Below are 20,448 nucleotides of genomic sequence, written 5' to 3' on the forward strand. Positions count from 1 at the left end.
TAATGATGGTTAAAATAAAAGTATTACTTGGATTATTCGCGTTCATGTTAATTCCAATTTTACTTATTGGATGTGGACAAGATAAGAGTGAAACAAAGTCAGAGCCAATGACTCAAACACATCAAGATCAACAACAACAAAATAAAAAAGCAACAGATGAGCAAACTGTTAAAAAGAATGACCAACCTAAAGAATCTATGGCTTCTGAACAATCAGAAAGCAAGCCTAAAGAAGATACAAAAGACACAAAAGAACAGAAAACAACACAGCAATCGACTCAAGAAAACCAAAAAACAACTCAAGATCAAAGTCAACAACCTACAGACAAAAAACCAGTCACAACAAGTAAGTCAAAATCGGCCACTTCAACTAATACTTCAACAACTAAAAGTAAAGAGGTCGATAAAAAAGCACCCGAAGAACCTTCAAAGAGCACGGTCCAATCTACTCAAAAGAGTTCATCCCCAGCTCCAGTAAAGAACAAAGTGACAAAATCGGTATCACTAACCATTGTGGGTGATAAAAAAATGGGAACCTTCGTAAATAAGGCCAACGTACCAATCAATGAAAAAATGACCCTTATTACGGCGACGGTTAAATATCTGAAAGAAAAGCATATACAGTACAGTGTGACTGGATCTGGTTCGTCAACTTATGTAGAAGGTATTAATAATTTGTATGAATTTGACCATGGCCCAATGAGCGGTTGGATGGTAAAGAAAAACGGTACTCTTCTCTCCCGTAGTTCTGGAGCCGTAACGGTTTCTAACGGTGATTCGATAACGTGGATCTATACAGAAAATTATAGGACGGATCAGGACGTGAAGAAGTAATGCGCGCCATGTCAAATTACCACCCCGTGACATCTTTTTTATTCTATTTTGGTGCTTTTATTTTAGTTATGTCCATTCAATCTTTACCTTTAACTATTGGTTGCCTCGTCATGCTCGTATTGATTAATAAATGGCAAGATCCTCGATTTCGAGTTTTTTCTTTTTTTATTCAACAAGGATGGATGAGTTTAGTCATTTTTGTCATTAATGTATTGATGAATCATCGTGGAACACATCCACTGTTCTATCTTGGGAAAAATCCAATCATGTTAGAAGCGGTTATTCGTGGGCTGATCATGGGAGCTAGTATCCTATGCTTAATCTTGATCTTTACATCACTTAATCTCATCTTAACAACAGGTAAAATTCTCTTTCTTTTTGGCAAGGTTGTCCCTCGCTTTACGTTGCTTACGGTCATTACACTTCGTTTCATGCCTCTACTTAGGAAAAGGTTCATAGAAATTAAGCACGTGCAGGACATGAAAGGTCTATCTATCACAACAGGCCGTTTTCGGGGGCGTCTTCGCCATGGCATCATGCTTATTCAATTGCTTCTTACCTTTTCTTTAGAAGAGGCTTTGCAAACAGCTGATTCAATGGAATCTAGAGGTTTTGGTCTAGATAGAAAAAGAACGTCTTATGTCAGTTATCGATTTAATCGAAAAGATACCTTTTGGTGCCTCATCTTTTTTGCTTTAATTTTGATGTATTTTATCTTGCGACGTCAGTTTTATCCTGATACACCTTTCTTTGGTTACACAATGATCACACTTGATGAATCCTTATTTCCAAAGGGGCAAGCCATATGGCTTATAGTTTTAAGTTTGGTATATTTTAGTTGTCCATTTTTTATTGAAGGAAGAGAGCGGATTCGATGGTACTTTTACAAGTTGAAAACTTAACATTTAACTATCCAAATGAAGATGAATCCATCCTTAAAGATCTATCATTTACCGTAAATTCAGGTGAATTTGTTTTGCTTACAGGTCCTACAGGATGCGGAAAGTCGACCTTACTAAGGCACTTAAAGCCGGTTATTCAACCTATAGGTGATAAAACAGGCTCTATTTATGTTGATAACAAGTCCATAGATATGTATCCAAAAAGGGAAATGGCACAGGCCGTTGGATTTGTTTTTCAAGATCCAGATAATCAAATTGTGATGGATCATGTTGAACAAGAACTCGTCTTTGGATTAGAAAATATAGGATTAAAGCGTTCAGAAATAAAGAAAAGATTGGCAGAACTTGTTCATTATTTTGGTATCGAGGCATGGATGGATTATCCTATCGATGAACTTACAGGTGGACAAAAGCAATTGTTAAATATTGCCTCAGTTCTTTTATTAAATCCTAAGATCATTCTTTTAGATGAACCGACGAGTCAACTGGATCCCATATCAACTAAAGACTTTTTTGATTTGCTCTATCATTTAAATCAAGAACTTGGCATAACCATTATTCTCGTTGAACACCGTCTTGAACACGTATATGACTTGTGTGATCGAATGATTTTTATGAATCATGGACAAATCGTATATAATGACACCCCAAGAGAGGTGCTATATCATTTATGGCAGTCTAAAGATGAAAACATTAAAGATATGAAAGAGTGGCTGCCTAATATAGCCGAACTGTACTTAACATTTGATCCTCAACCAGAAAGGGACCTGATTCCTTTAAATGTCAATGAAGGCCGAACATGGTTAAGATCGTTACATATTCATGAGATGGAAGTTCGAAAAGATCAAGAAGTCATGATCAATGATGCAATTCTCCAAGCTAAAAATATATCATTTAAATATCATCGCAAAGGGAAACAAATCATTGAGCATTTAGATCTCGCTATTTATCAAGAAGATTTTCTAGCGATCGTCGGTGGTAATGGTTCAGGTAAATCAACCTTATTGAAGATTCTCAGTGGAATTTTAAAACCTCAAGAGGGCAATGTTTACTACAAACATCAGAATCTAAAAAAAATAGATCGTCGAGTCCTAGGTTATTGTCCACAAAACCCCAAATTTTATTTTATTCAAGACACGTTAAAAAAGGAAATGAATGATCTTGTTCAAAGATATGAAATCCCATCGGCAAAAGAAAAAATAAATGAATGGTTACATCATTTCTCCCTTCATAATGTTCAAGATCGTCATATCTATGATTTAAGTGGTGGAGAGCTCCAAAAAGCCGTATTAGCATGTATTTTATTGACGGATCCCGACATCATTCTTATCGATGAACCAACAAAAGGGCTTGATCCTTTTGTTAAAGACTTATTTGCTGAATGTTTATTGGAGATTAATAAAAAGGGAAAATCCATTGTATTGGTCACACATGATATTGAATTTGCAAGCAAACATGCCAAACGAAGTGGCATGATGTTTCGTGGAGGGATGTCAGAAGTGGAAGAAGCTAAAGACTTTTTTAAACATAATCACTTCTATACGACCGCCATTAATCGTATGACGCGTCAACGAGGGATCCCGCATGTTTTGAATCTTGAGGAGGCTAAAATGAAGTGGCACGTACAAAAACCTTATTAATCCTATTTCTTATAAGCCTGTCAGGAGTCTTAATTTTATCGGAGTTTATTTGGCCAGAGCATCTGTACTTTTGGATTTCTTTATTTATCATAGGGACGGCTGCACCATTCTTTATTCGATTTGAGGTCCGTCATATATCGGGTCGTGAAGTCGTCTTAATTGGTGTACTTGCGGCTATTGCAGGTTTGAGTCGTGTTCCATTTTCTGCATTTCCAAGTGTTCAGCCTGTGACCTTTGTCATTATTGTCAGCAGTGTCGTTTTTGGTCCGGAAAGTGGCTTCATCATAGGAACGTTGAGTGCCTTTGTTTCAAATCTATTTCTTGGACAAGGTCCATGGACCATATGGCAAATGTATGCGTGGGGACTGATTGGTGTTTTAGCTGGTTTCTTAGGTCAAACAAAAATCTTACGTTCTCGTATTGTTTTATGTGTCTTTGGGTTTTTAGCAGGATTCCTTTTTGGTTGGATTATGAATTTATGGATCATCTTAATGGGTCATGAGTGGACTTGGTCGATGATAATGAGTTATTATCTATCGAGTTTTTATTTTGACCTCGCCCATGCAATCTCTAATGTTTTCTTTCTTGCTCTATTCGGTAAAAGTTGGATTAAAATTTTGTCTCGGTTTAAAATTAAATATCGCCTATTGGATGATACACAAATGAATAAATAAACGACTCATCGTTAGGATGAAGACATAATTTAGCTCCACTTTGTCACTAGACAATAGTGGAGCTGTTATCCCGCCTTAACGGCTAGTCAACCCCCCACCTCAAGACGATTCTGAGTATACAAAGAAGATGGGTGGGGGTCAACTGCCCGTAAAGGTCGATTGGTTCAGGCTTACCATCAGTGGGGGATAACGCAGGCTAAAAACGCGATGTCCTGTCGCAACGTCTGCACTAGCACATCCTGTGCGTCGAAAACCCACACTGATGGAAGTTTTAATTTATCTTCAAAAGAATTGAAGATTAGTCGATCACTGGAAGGACACGTGTTTCTTTTTCCATTTTTGATTGACACAAAGGACATGTAGGCTCTTCCTCAAAGGAAAACTTATCTCTCATCCAACCTGAGCATGAATCATTTGTACATGACCAAACGTCTGTTTTTGCTTCAGGTATTGGTTCTTGCGGACCTTTATTAAATGCCAATTCGATCATCCCTTCCTCGATACTACTACTATTATAACCTATTTTACAAAAAAATAAAAAAACTCGATTTTTAGAGGTTGTTCAAAAAGTCACCAAATGATAACTTGCGAATCTCGGTCGCCCGCTTGTTTTTCCGGTCCTCATGTAGTGGATACGAGAGGATCGCTGGCTAAAACCGCTCACGTCCTGTGGCGGGCGCCTGAAGCTACCACAACGCGAGGAATGCTGGTCCTCGGGAACTGCGCCGCTCTTAGCCTTCCAACACCCAGGACGGGCAAGTAACTGGCGTTTCTTGCAGGATGCCAGCGTACTTAGCCAGTAACCCTTTTCGTTTGTCACCTTTTTGAACAAGCACTTTTAATGATGGTTTTGCTGAGCTAAAGTTGGAATTTGAAAATAATCTTCTAATAATTTGGCAAATTGAAGGAGGCGAACATCATCTAAACGCCTTGCTGCTGCCTGAATGCCAACTGGTAATTTTGTTTTTTCTGTAAAACCAATGGGGATGGATATCGCGGGTTCACCAGTTAAATTATACAATTGCGTCATGACCCAGTCTGAATCCCGTTTGATTTTCTTACCATTTATATGAAAAGGGCCTTCCTGATCGTAATCAAACGGAGGTACCGCAAGTGTTGGTGATATCAGAATGTCATAGGTTTGAAAGTGAGATTCCATCATATGATAAAGATAGGCCCGATATGTTTCTAATGATTTGAATTCTACCGCCGATAATTGTTTCCCTCGTTCAATCATAGTAAGCAAAGTTTCAGGTAATTGATCCCGATATTTCTCCGTAAATTCTCCTCTGCCGGCAGCTAAACCACATGTCCATAACGATTCAAAATAGGTAATATACTCAGGCAGTGTTTTCTTCATATTGATGTTCACATGTTCAACTGTTATTCCAAGTCGCTCAAGTTTTGATAAAGTATCAAAAAAGAGGTTACTAACCTCTTCATCAAGAGTATAAATTCCAAAATCGCTTGTCCATCCAATCCGAAAATCTCGATTATTTAGCTTTATTAAATGGCTTGCAAAATCTTGCATCTTAGGTAGTGAAAAAGGATCAGTCACGACATCACCTTGAACGACATCAAACATTAAAGCAATATCGTCTACATGCCGGCCAATGACACCATAATGTATAAAAGGCTCATGGTTGCCAAAGATACCATCAAGATGGTTATCCATTGGAATTCTTCCAAAGGTAGGTTTAAAACCGTAGACACCACAAAAACTCGATGGTATACGTATTAAACCTCCCCCATCACTTCCTTCGGCTAAAGGGACTAAACCAGCAGCAACTGCCGCAGCAGAACCTCCGCTTGATCCTCCGGTCGCTTTTGTCAGGTCCCAAGGATTTCGAGACGGTCCAAAAAGCCGATTTGTTGTCGTTCCGGTATGGCCAAATTCAGGTGTATTTGTTTTACCTATAATAATGCCTCCTGCTTCTTTCAAACGATGGACGATACTTGCATCTCTTTTCGGTATATGATCCTTATAAAAGAGGCAGCCATATGTTGTACGAAGTCCTTTGGTATTTGTTAAATCCTTAATGGCAATTGGGACGCCCTCAAGTGGCCTGGCTTTATCGTTTTTTTTCATAAATACATTCAGCCTGTTTAGCTTGATTTAGAGCTTTTTCTTTATTTAATGTGACAAAGGCATTTATTTTAGGATTAATAAGCTCAATACGGTCAAATAAATTTTGAATATATTCAAGAGGAGACAAGGTTTTACTTTTGTATCTTCTTAATAGTGCGTGTTCAAAAAGGTGACAAATTAGAATCAAGAAGATCAAGGCGGCGCCGTTTTGAGGACCGGCATTCCACATGATGTGGTAGCTTCAGGCGCCCGCCACAGGACGTGAGCGATTTTAGTTGAAGATCCTCTTTAATTTTCTACATGAGGACCGGAAAAACAAGTGGGCGACCGAGATTCGCAGCTTATCATTTGGTGACTTTTTGAACAACCTCTAATAATTCATTAGCGGAATATAATTCTGAACTCAAGGGAAGTACCTCCTTAAATTTTTTGATTTTTTAATAAAAAAGTGGCAATTTATGCTCTATTTTTAATATACTATAATAAAGAAATAAATTTTTGTTGTTGTGAAATGTATGCGCTTTCTTTTTTGGTATCAACTTTTATGAAATTGTATCAATTCCTGTTTTTATTCGTATACTTTGTATCTAAAAACTAAAGAAAACTTGCCGATTGGCCAGCCTTAAAGGCGCTAGAACAGAGGCCTATAATGTGTCACTACGACTTCGCCTTCCGAGACAACTCGTTGCTTAATCGAAGAAGATTATGCAAGTTCACTATAACTTATACCGTAATTATTATTACTTTCTTAAAGTAAAAAAAATCTGCGTTATAAAACGCAGAATAAACGATGAATTAGTGTTGGGATTAGGGTTATAAGTTGAATTCCCTTTTTGAAAAATTTTAAAACCAAATTTCTTAAATAGTTTAATAAATGACGTGATTGGTAACAATGAAAATAGATGAAATGACAGTTTGTAAGTTATAAAAAAAGGAGGACGCCTAATGGAGCGCCCAAATAATATATTGAGAGCTGCCGTTGAGAAGAGAAAAGCGGAACTTGTTGATTTGATAAAAGCTAATGCAGAAGAATCTGAATCTGATTTATTAGGCCTAACATTATCTGAGCTTGAAGAAGAATGGAAGCGTTATCAAGAACGCTATTCCGAAGATCAATTCCACTAAAAGACCACTGATACTCTTTTTGGATTGATTGGACAAAGTGAACGTAATTTTTTATACTGAATGATAGAATAAATTTTAACCAAAAAGATACAGACATTAGTTTTTTTCTATATGATTTATATCTGACATTCTTAGGCTAAACAATATAAAAAAATTATAAAGTTTAGCTATTAGACCCTCAAAATCTTTTTGAATTGCACTTATAGATAGGGATGGAGTTACAAACAATGAATCAATCGATTACCTTTGATGATTATTATCAAAACAGAGTTACTTTGTCATTTGAAGATCATCCCTTTTCTTCCGAACCAAAGCATGTTTGGGTGATTTGCAAGTTCCATACACAGTGGCTTTTAACCCAGCATCCAAGACGTGGTTTAGAGTTTCCTGGTGGTAAAGTAGAAGACGGTGAAACTCCCGAAATGGCAGCGATTAGAGAAGTAGATGAAGAAACTGGGGCAAAAGTGTTAGATATCCATTATATTGGCCAATATAAAGTTGAAGGTAAAAATGGTACGATAGTGAAGAATGTATATTTTGCTACCATATCAGATATTCGGTTAAAAATGGACTATCTAGAGACTGAAGGCCCATATTTTATTGAAAATATTCCCCAACATATTAAGAAATTAAGTCATTATAGTTTTATGATGAGAGATGATGTTCTCACTTATTGCCTTAAAAGAATTAAAAAACTCTATTTATCTTCGTAACAAAGATAACTTATTCTTTATAGTTATTGACAGGCATTCACGACTACGATATTCTAATTCTAATACGGCTGCTCTTATCCCGAGTAGGCGGAGGGACAGGCCCGATGAAGCCCGGCAACCGGCATGACATGTGTACGGTGCTAACCTGAAAGGATTGTAATTCCCTTGACGATAAGAGGTGCGTGGATCTGACCGGCGGCCTAATCCTTAATTTAGAGGGACGAGGTCTTTTTTTCATGCTTTTTAACACGATTTTCAGTGGGAAACGAGTACCGTTATTAATAGACATCATAGTTTATGTAGAAGGAGGACTTAGAACGAATGGCAAAGAAATATTCCAGGCGACTCTTCACATCAGAATCTGTCACAGAAGGACACCCAGATAAAATCTGTGATCAAATATCTGATGCTATCTTAGATGAAATTATTGCAAAAGATCCAGTTGCAAGAGTTGCATGCGAAACAAGTGTGAATACGGGACTGGTGCTCGTTGCAGGAGAAATCTCCACATCAACCTACGTAGATATTCCAAAAATCGTAAGACAAACCATCAAAGAGATAGGGTATGACAGAGCAAAATATGGTTTTGACGCTGCAACTTGTGCGGTTTTAACGTCTATTGATGAGCAATCACCTGACATCGCGCAAGGTGTAAACACGGCACTTGAGTCTCGAGAAGGTCAAATGACGGATGATGAGATTGAGGCTATTGGTGCAGGGGATCAAGGCTTAATGTTCGGTTATGCTTCTAATGAAACACCTGAATTAATGCCATTACCAATATCATTAGCCCATAAATTGTCTAGAAAATTATCTGAAGTAAGAAAATCGGGTGAAATTGATTACTTGCGTCCCGACGGAAAAACGCAAGTAACGGTTGAATATAATGAAGAAGGAAAGCCTTCTAGAGTCGATACGATAGTTATTTCAACCCAACATCATCCAGAAATTTCTCAAGAACAAATTCGCAGGGATCTTATTGAAATTGTCATAAAATCGATCGTCCCAAGTGAATTAATCGATGACCAAACGAAATTTTTTATTAATCCGACAGGCCGCTTTGTCATTGGTGGCCCACAAGGCGATGCAGGACTCACTGGGCGTAAAATTATTGTTGATACGTACGGTGGTTATGCTAGACACGGTGGCGGAGCTTTTTCGGGGAAAGATCCAACGAAAGTTGACCGTTCAGCGGCCTATGCGGCTCGTTATGTGGCTAAAAATATCGTTGCAGCAGGTCTAGCAGAAAAATGCGAAGTACAGTTAGCCTATGCTATTGGTGTTGCTCAACCCGTATCGATTTCAATCGATACATTTGAGACGGGCGTTGTACCAGAAGACGTATTAGTTGCTACTGTTCGTGAACTCTTTGATTTACGTCCTGCGGGGATTATAAAAATGCTAGATCTTAGAAGACCCATTTATCGTCAAACAGCAGCTTACGGGCATTTTGGCCGAGTTGATATTGATCTTCCATGGGAGCACACAGATAAGGCAGAACTAATAAAAGAAAAATGTCAAATTAAATAAATGATGTGAATATCATAAAACAAAACAATAAAAAAGGTGTGACGAAACGAGGTCACACCTTTTTTTAACATCTTTGACTAAATTTGATATACTTAAAGATAACACAGGTTGTAGCTGTGTTAACTGTAACATATTCAAAGATAGGCATATAATGTTCGATGAAGACTAGGTTCTATGGAGGTCAGTACATGAAAGTACCATCAACGCCATTTGGACTCATGGCACAAATATATCGAAAAGTACTACCAGGTGTCCATCATGAATTAAACAAATGGCATAAACTAGCTTTAAAAATACCTGATCCAGAATTACAAAAACAGGCGTTAGCTAGTATCCAGTCAAAAACCTTTCACTGTGAAGGTGGAGCCATTTATAGTCTTCTTGCTCAGGACCGTTACTTAGATGTCATTCCATTTATTGTCGCTTATCAAACGATTAGTGATTATTTAGATAATCTATGTGATCGAAGCACTTCACTCGATCCAGAAGACTTTAGGGCCTTACATAAAGCCATGATTCATGCTTTGACACCTGGCGCTTCACCTGAAAATTATTATCGATTAAGAAAGGTTTCTACTGATGGCGGTTATTTACTTAAACTCGTCAAAACTTGTCAATCTTACCTTGAAAATTGTAAAGGATATGATGATATCAAATTCTATCTTCTTGAATTGGCAAGATATTATTGCGATCTCCAAGTGCATAAACACGTAACAAAAGAAGAGCGTGTTCCTCGTCTCGAAGCATGGTTTAATCAATACAAAAATCAAGTTCCACCTATGACGTGGTACGAGTTTTCCGCTTGCTCAGGATCAACATTGGGAATTTTTTGTTTGGTTGCCTATGCTTCTGCCAAAGGAAGCGAAATGAAAAGTCTTGCAAAGACAATCAAAGAGGGTTATTTTCCGTGGGTACAGGGTTTACATATTTTAATGGATTATTTTATTGATCAGGAAGAAGACAAGCAAGGTGGAGACTTGAATTTTTGCTTTTATTATCCCAATGATCGAGAAATGATGAAACGTTTTCAATATTTTATTGAACAAGCTGATATCAGTATTAAAACTTTACCCAATAAAAATTTTCATCTCATGATCAATCGCGGATTGTTAAGCATCTATTTAGCAGATAAAAAAGTAGCTGGGCAAAAAAATGTTCGATATTTATCACGGCGTCTTATAAAAAAAGCGGGGCTTTCTGGCATGTTCTTTTTCTTCAATGGTTGGCTTTATCGACGATTAAAACCAAGTATGTAAACATCTAGTGTACGTAGTAGAACTTCAAAAACAGGAAAAGTTCGGCCTAATATAAATCTTAGGTCGAACTTTTTTAATTGGTTTTTTAAATGATCAATTTAGTTAAACTTCATACAATTGGGATAAAAACCTCCCAACGGATTGAATCATTTGCGCTTTTCTAAAACAATGAGAAAGGGTGGTTCATGAACTTGATTAAACATGTCAATTTTTATAACTCGCCAAAAGTGTTGATCCAAGGTCTTAAAGAAGGGTAAAAGGGTATTTGTTTCAATAGCCCCTTCTGGATGGCCAGGATAAATAACCAGAGAAATGACTCCTCCAACGACAAGGCGATTTTGTAAAGCTTTGACCGCTTTGATCGTCGTATCTGGTTTCGTAACAATGGTTTTATCTCCTTTTGGAAGATAACCGAGGTTAAAGATAGCTGCTTTGATATTTGCGTTTTCGTCTATATATTGCTCAAGATGATGATGACCATCTAAAATGAGCTTGACCTGTTGATTTTTCCCTGCTGAAGTGAGTCTCTTTTTTGTATTTTCGATGGCTTGTTCTTGAATATCAAATCCATAGACAAGCCCTTCGTCTCCGACAGCCTCAGCTAGAAATAACGTATCATGACCATTTCCTACGGTGGCATCAATGACGATATCCCCTTGTTGTATGGCCTCAAGTAGAATGTCATGAGCCATTTGAATGACACCTTTTAAAATCATCGTGACGCCGCCTTCATTTCATAGTATTTTCCTTGCCAGCTGCTGCGCTTCTCAAGTTCGTGATCAATGGCATTTAATACTTCCCATTTATTCAAACTCCACATAGGACCAATTAATAGATCAGCAGGGCCATCACCGGTCAGACGATGAATGGTCATTTCAGGTGGCAATACCTCTAGTTGATCACAGACAATTTGGATGTAAGTGTTAAAATCTAAAAAATCAAATAACCCTTTTTCGTACTGTTTCACTAGCGCTGTTTTCTTTAAGAGGTGAAGAAGATGGATCTTAATCCCTTGAATATCAAGTTTAGCAACTTCCTTTGCCGTTTCAAGCATCATCTCAGGTGTCTCACCAGGAAGTCCATCGATAATATGTGTGCAAATTGGAATGTTATGTTGGCGAAGTTTAGCCACACCTTCTTTGTAACAGTCAAAATCATGCACTCGATTGATGAGTTCGCCTGTTTTATCGTGTACGGTTTGTAGGCCTAATTCTACCCATAAATAGGTTTTTTGACTAAGTTCGCTTAGATACTCAACCACATCATCAGGGAGACAATCGGGACGAGTGGCAATGGATAAACCGACAACACCATCTTGCTCTAGAATCACTTCATAACGTTGTTTTAAAATATCAACAGGCGCATAGGTGTTCGAGAAGGCTTGGAAATAGCCGATGTATTTGCCTTTTTTCCATTTTTGATGCATCCGCTCTTTAATGGTTTGGAATTGTTGGACTAAGTCGTCACGTCTGTCTCCAGCGAAATCACCTGAACCGCTTTGACTACAAAAAGTACAACCTCCGTAAGCGACTTTGCCGTCTCTATTGGGGCAATCGAATCCGCCGTCAAGTGGAATCTTAAAGACTTTTTCACCAAACCTTGTTTTTAAAAATGTATTCCAAGAATAGTAACGTTTATTTTCTGGATAAAAATGAGGTATGGTGCTACTCATGAATAAACCCCTCTCTTAAGGACCGTTAATATCACAATTTCTAGTCTACCAAATTAAATGGGTAATTTCATTCTAACATGGATTAAATAGTCGTCTTTACGTAAATAGATTCAATACAAGTTTCTTCATTTTCCTTTTGTATATCTTAAAATAGGTAAAAGATATTGACATATAAAAACCACTTACATACAATGATGAGTATAGGAATAAATAATTGGGTATAATAATATTTATATTGATTTAAAAACATCGACGAGGAGTATTAGTGACTAACGTTAGTTTTTGGAGTCTTCTGAAATAGATTCTAATAAAGAGAGTTGACGGTTGGTGCAAGTCAATACTAACAGGAACGAACTCGCCTCTGAGTTGCAGTAGTGAAAGATGAGTAACTATCTGCCGTGAAGCTTGCGTTAATGCATAAACAAGTGAGTACGTTTAGTACTAATTTGGGTGGTACCGCGGGTAACCGATACAATGGTGTGTCAACCTCTCGTCCCTAACGATACGTTTGGGGCGAGAGGTTTTTTAGTTTGTGAACTATGTTAATGATATATGGAAAATTTATTTGAATATAAAACAAAAAATATGTTTAGTTAACATAGCTCGTTTTAATATTTTATTATGGGATGTATTAAGGGAGGCGTTATCAATGGCCTATAATCATAAGGTGATTGAACCAAAATGGCAGAAATATTGGGAAGAACATGAAACGTTCAAAACAGACGATCAATCGAATAAGAAAAAGTTCTATGCGTTAGATATGTTCCCATATCCATCAGGTAAAGGATTGCATGTTGGGCATCCTGAAGGATATACGGCAACGGATATTTTATCGAGAATGAAACGTATGCAAGGATTTGAAGTTTTACATCCGATGGGTTGGGATGCATTTGGTCTTCCTGCTGAACAATATGCTTTAGATACGGGTAATGATCCGAGTGAATTTACTAAAAAGAACATTGAAACCTTTAAAGGACAAATTAAATCTTTAGGCTTTTCTTATGATTGGGATAGAGAGGTTAACACAACAGACCCAGATTACTACAAATGGACACAATGGATTTTCCTTCAACTTTATAAAAAAGGATTGGCTTATGTGGATGAAGTTCCAGTAAACTGGTGTCCAGCTCTTGGGACCGTACTCGCCAATGAAGAGGTCATTGATGGAAAGAGTGAACGTGGAGGGCATCCAGTTATACGTAAGCCTATGAGACAATGGATGCTAAAAATTACCGCTTACGCCGATCGTTTACTTGACGATCTTGAAGAACTTGATTGGCCTGAAAGTGTTAAAGATATGCAGCGCAACTGGATTGGAAAATCAGAAGGGGCAAATATCACGTTTTCTATCGATGGTCATGACGAAAAAATAACCGTGTTCTCGACCCGTCCAGATACACTGTTTGGAGCGAGTTTTCTCGTACTAGCCCCCGAACATAAATTGGTTGATAAAATTACCACAGCGGATCAGAAATCTGAAATTGATGCTTATCGAAATGAAGTCGCAACAAAGAGTGACCTTGAGCGCACTGAACTTAATAAAGATAAAACAGGCGCATTTACAGGAAGTTATGCGATCAATCCAGTAAATGGAGAGAAATGCCCGATATGGATTGCAGATTACGTTTTAGTAACCTATGGTTCAGGGGCCGTTATGGCGGTTCCAGGCCATGACCAAAGAGACTATGAATTTGCTCAAAAATTCGACTTACCAATCCACGAAGTCGTTGAAGGCGGCGACTTATCAAAAGAAGCGTATACTGAAGATGGAAAACATATTAATTCAGATTTCCTAAATGGCATGAAAAAGAACGAAGCCATTCCAGCTATGATTCAATGGCTAGAAGAACACGATGCGGGATCTAAAAAAATAACATATCGTTTACGTGACTGGCTCTTTAGCCGTCAACGTTATTGGGGCGAACCGATTCCGATTATTCATTATGAAGATGGAACATCGAAACCAGTTGACGAAAAAGACTTGCCGCTAATGTTACCAAAAACAGATGAAATTAAACCATCTGGAACAGGAGAATCGCCGCTGGCTAACATAGAGGAATGGGTCAATGTTGTTGACCCAGAGACTGGACTAAAAGGTCGACGTGAAACCAATACAATGCCGCAATGGGCAGGAAGCTGTTGGTATTATTTACGCTATATTGATCCACACAACAAAGAGGCATTAGCCGATCCTGAAAAGCTTAAGAAATGGCTCCCTGTTGATGTGTATATCGGTGGTGCGGAACATGCCGTCTTACATTTGCTTTACGCTCGTTTTTGGCATAAAGTCCTATATGATCTCGGTATCGTTCCAACAAAAGAACCTTTCCAAAAATTATTTAACCAAGGCATGATCTTAGGTTCGAACCACGAAAAAATGAGTAAGTCGAAAGGAAATGTCGTCAATCCGGATGATATCGTTCAGTCACATGGTGCGGACACACTTCGTTTGTATGAAATGTTTATGGGACCACTTGATGCAGCGATTGCATGGTCTGAAGAAGGGTTAGACGGTTCAAGACGCTTCCTTGATCGTGTATGGCGTCTTATTGTGACTGATGATCTTCAAGTGAACGAAAAAGTATCGAATCAAGTCACTAAGGATGCGGCCTTTGAGCGTGTCTATCATCAAACGATCAAAAAAGTAACCGAAGACTTTGAAAATCTTCACTTTAATACCGCAATCTCACAAATGATGATCTTTATTAATGAAGCCTATAAACAAGATCAATTACCGCTCGATATGATTGAAGGCTTTGTGAAATTATTATCTCCTGTTGCGCCACATATGACAGAAGAAATATGGAATATATTGGACCACCAAACATCTATTCAAAAAGATGAATGGCCAACGTTTGATGCATCTAAACTAGAAGAGACACAAGTAGATGTTGTCGTACAAATTAATGGTAAGGTAAGAGCAAAAGTGCGTATTGAAAAAGGAACAGCAAAAGATGTCTTAGAAAAACAAGCCTTTGAAGACGCAACTGTTCAAGAATGGTTGAAAGACAAGACGATTCGCAAAGTGATCGTTGTACCAAACAAAATTGTCAATATTGTAGCAAACTAAAGATGAATGAATCAGCTATGTTGATTTTGATAAAATCCATTAATATCGTCTAATCAAATAAAACGTGTAGCAGATCTTTAAATAGTCTATTTAAAGATTGAAAAGCTACACGTTTTTTCTTAATAAGGCATTAGACAAATCACTCATTTCTATTTGATTACGTTCGTGCTAAAATAAAAGTAAAACGCTTACATTATAAATGTATATGATAAAAAATACAGACAACAAGCAGACAAATCGTTTTAAATTGAATAAAACGTTATAGAATTGAATAAGAAAGATAGATATAGTCATATAGGGTTTTATAAACGGGCGGCAGTACCTCAGCTTTAGAATTTACGAAAATCAAAGAAGGATAGGTTAGTTCTTACTTAAATCCGTGCGCGGGAAAGCCAGCTCTTTGATAAAAGTTTCACTTTATTTTTGACAAGAAGTATTGGAGGTGATTTGAATGAAGCGTATTGAACGTATCTATCAAAGGCTAGAAGAGAAATGTGAGGATCTAACTAAAGAAGAACTCATAAATGTTGGGGGTTATTCAGCCAATGATTTAGCAGACGATTTAGGTATCTTGCGAAACAATATAAGCCTTGAACTAAATAATTTAGTTAGAGAAGGCAGGATCATAAAAATAAAGATACGTCCAGTGCTTTATGTTCCACGAAAAACAGTCCAAAAGTTCTTTGGTAATGTCGTTGATCGAACCGTTATTGAAATTCAATCATTGAAAGATATCTACCAAGGGAAAGAGAAACAAAAGAATCACTTAGTGGAAAATCCATTTAATTTGTTAATAGGATCGGATGGGAGTTTAAAACGTTCTATTGACCAAGCCAAAGCGGCGATTGTCTACCCACCTAATGGTCTCCATACGCTTATTCTAGGTCCAACAGGATCCGGTAAAACATTATTTGCTCATATGATGCACAATTATGCAAAGTATGTTGGTAAACTGAATGAAAAGTCGCCTTTTATCGTCTTTAACTGTGCTGATTACTATCATAATCCACAATTATTAATCTCCCAAATCTTTGGACATGTCAAGGGCGCATTTACGGGAGCGACATCCGATAAAGATGGGATGGTTAAAAAAGCGGATAATGGAATACTTTTCTTAGATGAAGTTCATCGCCTTCCACCTGAAGGGCAAGAGATGATTTTTTATTTCATGGACACAGGGAAGTTTAATAAATTAGGAGAAACGGAACGAAATCGATCGGCAAACGTCTTAATTATTGGAGCAACGACAGAAGACCCGTCTTCCTCTTTTCTAAAAACATTCTTACGACGAATTCCAATAACGATCACCATGCCTTCATTCCATGAACGACTAGTGAAGGAGAAAGTTGATTTAACGAAATATTTATTGGCAAAAGAAGCCTCTCGAATTAATAAAAAAATTAAAGTTCAAGAAGATGTGATAAAAGCGTTAATTAAAAGCGTGACATTTGGTAACATTGGACAATTAAAATCGGGTATTCAGCTCGTTTGTGCTCAAGGTTTCTTAGAAAGTATCCAAGAGCCCTTTGTTTATTTAAATTCCAAAACTTTACCTCAAGAAATGAAAGAAGGTCTCAGTCTTATTTCAAGAAATCGAAAGGAAAATGAAGAAATCGCAAAATGGATTGATCCTATTACAGTCATTTCTGAAGGTAAAACACTTGAATTAATCGAAGATGATGTTTACGAACTCCCTTTTGATATGTATCGAATTATTGAGGACAAAGCGAATCTACTTAAGGATGAAGGAGTAAGTAAAGATGAAATAAATAAATTTGTGACAACGGACATTAAACTTCATATCAAAAGTTTTTATCGTCAAGTAGCGAAAGAGAAAAAAACAGCTCTATCTAAATTAGTTGATAAAAAAGTCCTTCAATTGGCTGAAGAATTAAAAACGTTGTCTGAAAGTATGCTGAAGCGAAAATTTAGTGATAAATTCCTTTATTTTATGAGCTTGCATATTGATGGTTTTTTAAAAAGAAAGGATATGCAAAGTAAAAATTTAACCCCCCTTCACGATATGCATGAGGTGATTAAAGAAAACAAGAATGAATATCAAGTCGCTTTAAAAATGAAAGAGGTTATTGAAGAAACATTAAGTATCAACATTCCCCAAATAGAAGTCATGTATTTAACTTTGTTATTGATATCTGCAGATGAAATGAAACAAAAAGGAAAAGTAGGTATCGTGGTTGCGACTCATGGAAATAGTACAGCTACATCCATGGTCGATGTGACGAGAGATTTACTAGGAGATTATAATATCCAAGCTGTTGATATGCCATTAAGCATCCAGTTTAATGAGATTTTAGATCAAATTGTCGATGCAGTAATAAACACAAACCGGGGCGAAGGTGTTCTACTCTTAGTAGATATGGGATCCCTTTTTTACTTTGAAGAACGGATCATGGAACAATCTGGTGTAGAAGTGAAAGCCATTGATATGGTATCTACCCCTCTCGTTCTTGATGCTGTCCGTAAAGCTAACTTTATGGATATGGACCTTAAGACCATTTATGCCTCATTGAGACAAAACCATAATGGTAGTGAACCATTCCTTGAGTCTTCACTAGAGCCAAATGCAAATGATGAATTAGTTGGTAACCGAGCTATACTAACCATTTGCTCAACGGGTGAAGGTACGGCAAAGAAATTAAAAGAGATGCTGAAAACTTACATTGAAGACATCACTGATAGTCCCATTTCAATCATTCCGGTCTCAACAGTAGGTTTAAAAGAAACAGTTGTCCAGTTAAAAGATAAATATCACATCATAGCGTCTGTCGGAGTCAAGAATCCAAGATTAAACGCTCCATTTATCTCACTTGAACAATTTATTGAAGGTAAAGGCGAAAAAGTTCTTCAACAAACATTAAAAAACCATCAGATAACCATTAAGAATGACCATTCCAATATGGTTATAAAAAGTGTTTGTGAAGATGGTCTAAAAAAATTCCTTCTTTATTTGAACCCTTGTCGTGTGACTCAGGCATTACTCTTTTTCGTTAATGAATTGGAAAAAGAGTATCATGTGCATTTTAAGAACTCAACAACGATCAATCTTGTCATGCACACGGCATTCGCTGTTGAAAGAGCGGTTAAGAATAATCAACTGAGGTATACGGCTGATGTTAATTCTGAAAAGAGAAGCGCATTACAGATTGTTAGACGGGCTTCAGAAATTATTAAACGTCATGTGAATGTCTCATTAGGAGACGACGAACTTTTATTTATTGTTGACTTATTAGCGGATAGTTTGAAAGAAAGAATATCATCGAAATAGTATTATAAGAGGTTGCTTGAAAAAGTCACCAAATGATAAGCTACGAATCTCAGCGCCCACTCGTTTTTCCGGTCCTCATGTAGTAAAAATCTACATTCCGGTTCTCAAAACAGCGCCGCTCTTAGCCTTCTTGCCTCTAACTTGTCACCTTTTTGAACACGCACTATAACAGTTTTATGAAATAGCCGAGAACACTCGTGACTTTTAGTCATGAGATGAATCGGCTTCGGATAGGGCGTGGCTTATGTCACGTTAACTATCCGACATATGCTTAGTCAATATGTACAAAAAAGTACTGATATAATGCGCTTATTATACTGAAATTCCTTAACATGTGTTATCATTAGCATGAGGTGGGAACTTTGACAGATGTTAGGCATGGTAGAGGATATGTTTACTCCATTCAGTACCATATTGTATGGTGCGTAAAATATCGCCATAAAGTACTCATGGGTGATATCGATGTAAGATTAAAAGAGAGGCTGCATCAAATAGCCACAGATAATGGTTTTACCATTTTAGAAATCAATACCGATTGCGACCCTATTCATCTTCTTATTGATTGCACTCCACAACATTCCATTCCAACAATGATCAAAACATTAAAAGGCGTCTCTGCAAGATTATTATTTAAAGAGTTTCCGAGCCTAAAAAAGAAACTGCAGGGTGGTCATTTGTGGAATCCTAGTTACTTTGTCGCAACCGTAAGTGAAAATACAGAACAACAGATACGCCAATACATTCGTCATCAACAAAAGAAATAGCGAAAGGAGCTGAACCTAGATGGGAACACCAACATACGTGATGACTTTGCCTTTGAAAGTTGAAACATGGCAAGAACACATCTTAGAAAAACGCTTAAACATTGGGCGAAATATCTACAATGCCTGTCTAGGTGAAGCATGGCGTAGATATAAATACATGATACGCAATCCCAGATATTGGGAAGCGGTTCGTATGCCGAAAGGGAAAGAACGTAATCAACTTTTGAATCAAATGAAAGAACAATACGGCGTTCGTAAATTCGACTTAAATAGGTACGTTCAAGGAATGGGACATAAGTTTAAGCGAAATATCGGTTCCCAAATGGCTCAGAATATCGCTGAACGAGCGTTTCAAGCAGTGGAGAAAGTCATGTATGGGAACGGTAAGAAAGTACATTTTTGTTCAGTAGGACAATTCTTTTCCTTAGAAGAAAAGACAAATAAGACTGGTTTTCGTTACATTGACGAAAACAAACGCATGAAATGGTTGGGGATTATCCTGCCTGTTATGATGAAAGATCAAGATGAATACGCACATCTTGCGCTTCAGGATAAAATCAAATATTGCCGACTTTTAAAAAAGCAAATTCGTGGTAAAAACCGTTACTTCGTTCAATTTGTATTAGAAGGTTTTCCACCAAGGAAACGCAATCAGAACGATTCCAAAGATGAAAACGCTCGTGTTGGATTAGATATTGGCACATCCACGCTTGCCGTTGCTTCTGAAAATGAAGTGAAGCTACTTGAGCTAGCAGAGGGTTTGTCCGTAGAAGAACGCAAAAAGCGTATCCTACAGCGTAAATTAGATCGTCAGCGTAGAGCGAATAACCCTAACAAATACAATGACGACGGCACCATCAATAAATCAAATCGCGAGAAATGGATTCAAAGTGA

17 protein-coding genes, 1 riboswitch and 1 other annotated feature are annotated in these 20,448 nt (G+C 37.4%); of the genes, 12 read left to right on the plus strand and 5 right to left on the minus strand.

Annotated features, from left to right (window positions below; all coding sequences use genetic code 11):
- Window positions 1-2: 2 nt before the first annotated feature.
- The 4 genes from FG390_RS07710 to FG390_RS07725 are packed head-to-tail and all read left to right on the plus strand — an operon-like array spanning window position 3 to window position 4,049.
- Window positions 3-833 carry a DUF4430 domain-containing protein gene (locus FG390_RS07710; RefSeq protein ID WP_181406424.1) on the plus strand — a complete coding sequence of 277 codons (831 nt, stop codon included), beginning with the start codon at window positions 3-5 and terminating at the stop codon, window positions 831-833.
- Between the two features lie 8 nt (window positions 834-841).
- Window positions 842-1,735, plus strand: a complete 894-nt coding sequence (locus FG390_RS07715; RefSeq protein WP_181406425.1) for an energy-coupling factor transporter transmembrane component T — start codon at window positions 842-844, stop codon at window positions 1,733-1,735.
- Window positions 1,708-3,375 carry an ABC transporter ATP-binding protein gene (locus FG390_RS07720; protein WP_141190454.1) on the plus strand — a complete coding sequence of 556 codons (1,668 nt, stop codon included), beginning with the start codon at window positions 1,708-1,710 and terminating at the stop codon, window positions 3,373-3,375. The genes FG390_RS07715 and FG390_RS07720 overlap by 28 nt, the downstream gene beginning before the upstream one ends.
- A complete protein-coding gene (locus FG390_RS07725; RefSeq protein ID WP_246092695.1) occupies window positions 3,351-4,049 on the plus strand; it encodes an ECF transporter S component in 699 nt (232 codons plus the stop codon). Before FG390_RS07720 ends, FG390_RS07725 begins: the two co-directional genes overlap by 25 nt.
- Before the next feature lie 298 nt (window positions 4,050-4,347).
- Here FG390_RS07725 and FG390_RS07730 read toward each other — a convergent pair whose 3' ends face one another.
- From FG390_RS07730 to FG390_RS16045, 3 genes are all read right to left on the minus strand, one after another.
- Window positions 4,348-4,530: a cold-shock protein gene (locus tag FG390_RS07730; RefSeq protein WP_141190485.1), complete on the minus strand. Its 183-nt coding sequence runs from the start codon at window positions 4,528-4,530 to the stop codon at window positions 4,348-4,350.
- 357 nt (window positions 4,531-4,887) lie between these two features.
- Window positions 4,888-6,138, minus strand: coding sequence for an amidase (locus FG390_RS07735; RefSeq protein ID WP_258311624.1), 1,251 nt, complete (start codon window positions 6,136-6,138; stop codon window positions 4,888-4,890).
- Window positions 6,122-6,367, minus strand: coding sequence for a hypothetical protein (locus FG390_RS16045; RefSeq protein ID WP_246092690.1), 246 nt, complete (start codon window positions 6,365-6,367; stop codon window positions 6,122-6,124). Before FG390_RS16045 ends, FG390_RS07735 begins: the two co-directional genes overlap by 17 nt.
- Before the next feature lie 716 nt (window positions 6,368-7,083).
- On the opposite strand from FG390_RS16045, the gene FG390_RS07740 reads away from it, so the two are divergent.
- The 4 genes from FG390_RS07740 to tbcS all read left to right on the plus strand — a co-directional run bounded on the left by FG390_RS07740 (window position 7,084) and on the right by tbcS (window position 10,762).
- Window positions 7,084-7,263 carry a hypothetical protein gene (locus tag FG390_RS07740; protein WP_141190455.1) on the plus strand — a complete coding sequence of 60 codons (180 nt, stop codon included), beginning with the start codon at window positions 7,084-7,086 and terminating at the stop codon, window positions 7,261-7,263.
- A 227-nt stretch (window positions 7,264-7,490) separates the two neighbouring features.
- Window positions 7,491-7,976 carry an RNA deprotection pyrophosphohydrolase gene (gene ytkD / locus FG390_RS07745; RefSeq protein ID WP_141190456.1) on the plus strand — a complete coding sequence of 162 codons (486 nt, stop codon included), beginning with the start codon at window positions 7,491-7,493 and terminating at the stop codon, window positions 7,974-7,976.
- A 71-nt stretch (window positions 7,977-8,047) separates the two neighbouring features.
- Window positions 8,048-8,154, plus strand: a riboswitch (SAM riboswitch).
- Between the two features lie 143 nt (window positions 8,155-8,297).
- Window positions 8,298-9,506, plus strand: coding sequence for a methionine adenosyltransferase (gene metK, locus FG390_RS07750; RefSeq protein ID WP_141190457.1), 1,209 nt, complete (start codon window positions 8,298-8,300; stop codon window positions 9,504-9,506).
- A 188-nt stretch (window positions 9,507-9,694) separates the two neighbouring features.
- Window positions 9,695-10,762 (plus strand): tetraprenyl-beta-curcumene synthase, encoded by a 1,068-nt coding sequence (gene tbcS / locus FG390_RS07755; RefSeq protein WP_141190458.1) that lies wholly within the window; start codon window positions 9,695-9,697, stop codon window positions 10,760-10,762.
- 146 nt (window positions 10,763-10,908) lie between these two features.
- Here the strand turns inward: tbcS and mnmM are convergent, their stop codons facing one another.
- Window positions 10,909-11,478, minus strand: coding sequence for a tRNA 5-(aminomethyl)-2-thiouridylate-methyltransferase MnmM (gene mnmM / locus FG390_RS07760; protein ID WP_141190459.1), 570 nt, complete (start codon window positions 11,476-11,478; stop codon window positions 10,909-10,911).
- Window positions 11,475-12,434 carry a tRNA modification radical SAM protein MnmL/YtqA gene (gene mnmL, locus FG390_RS07765; RefSeq protein ID WP_141190460.1) on the minus strand — a complete coding sequence of 320 codons (960 nt, stop codon included), beginning with the start codon at window positions 12,432-12,434 and terminating at the stop codon, window positions 11,475-11,477. Before mnmL ends, mnmM begins: the two co-directional genes overlap by 4 nt.
- Window positions 12,435-12,674: 240 nt before the next feature.
- Window positions 12,675-12,935: a binding site (T-box leader), on the plus strand.
- 148 nt (window positions 12,936-13,083) lie between these two features.
- On the opposite strand from mnmL, the gene leuS reads away from it, so the two are divergent.
- From leuS to FG390_RS07785, 4 genes are all read left to right on the plus strand, one after another.
- Complete coding sequence (gene leuS / locus FG390_RS07770) at window positions 13,084-15,504, plus strand: leucine--tRNA ligase (RefSeq protein WP_141190461.1); 2,421 nt, start codon at window positions 13,084-13,086, stop codon at window positions 15,502-15,504.
- A 451-nt stretch (window positions 15,505-15,955) separates the two neighbouring features.
- Complete coding sequence (locus FG390_RS07775) at window positions 15,956-18,790, plus strand: sigma-54-dependent transcriptional regulator (RefSeq protein WP_141190462.1); 2,835 nt, start codon at window positions 15,956-15,958, stop codon at window positions 18,788-18,790.
- A 362-nt stretch (window positions 18,791-19,152) separates the two neighbouring features.
- Window positions 19,153-19,554, plus strand: coding sequence for an IS200/IS605 family transposase (gene tnpA, locus FG390_RS07780; protein ID WP_141190463.1), 402 nt, complete (start codon window positions 19,153-19,155; stop codon window positions 19,552-19,554).
- Between the two features lie 19 nt (window positions 19,555-19,573).
- A partial coding sequence (locus tag FG390_RS07785; RefSeq protein ID WP_484421952.1) for a nuclease/transposase family protein occupies window positions 19,574-20,448 on the plus strand: 875 nt, incomplete at its 3' end.

It is taken from the genome of Terrilactibacillus laevilacticus (assembly GCF_006517395.1).
Classification (GTDB): Bacteria; Bacillota; Bacilli; order Bacillales; family Sporolactobacillaceae; genus Terrilactibacillus; species Terrilactibacillus laevilacticus.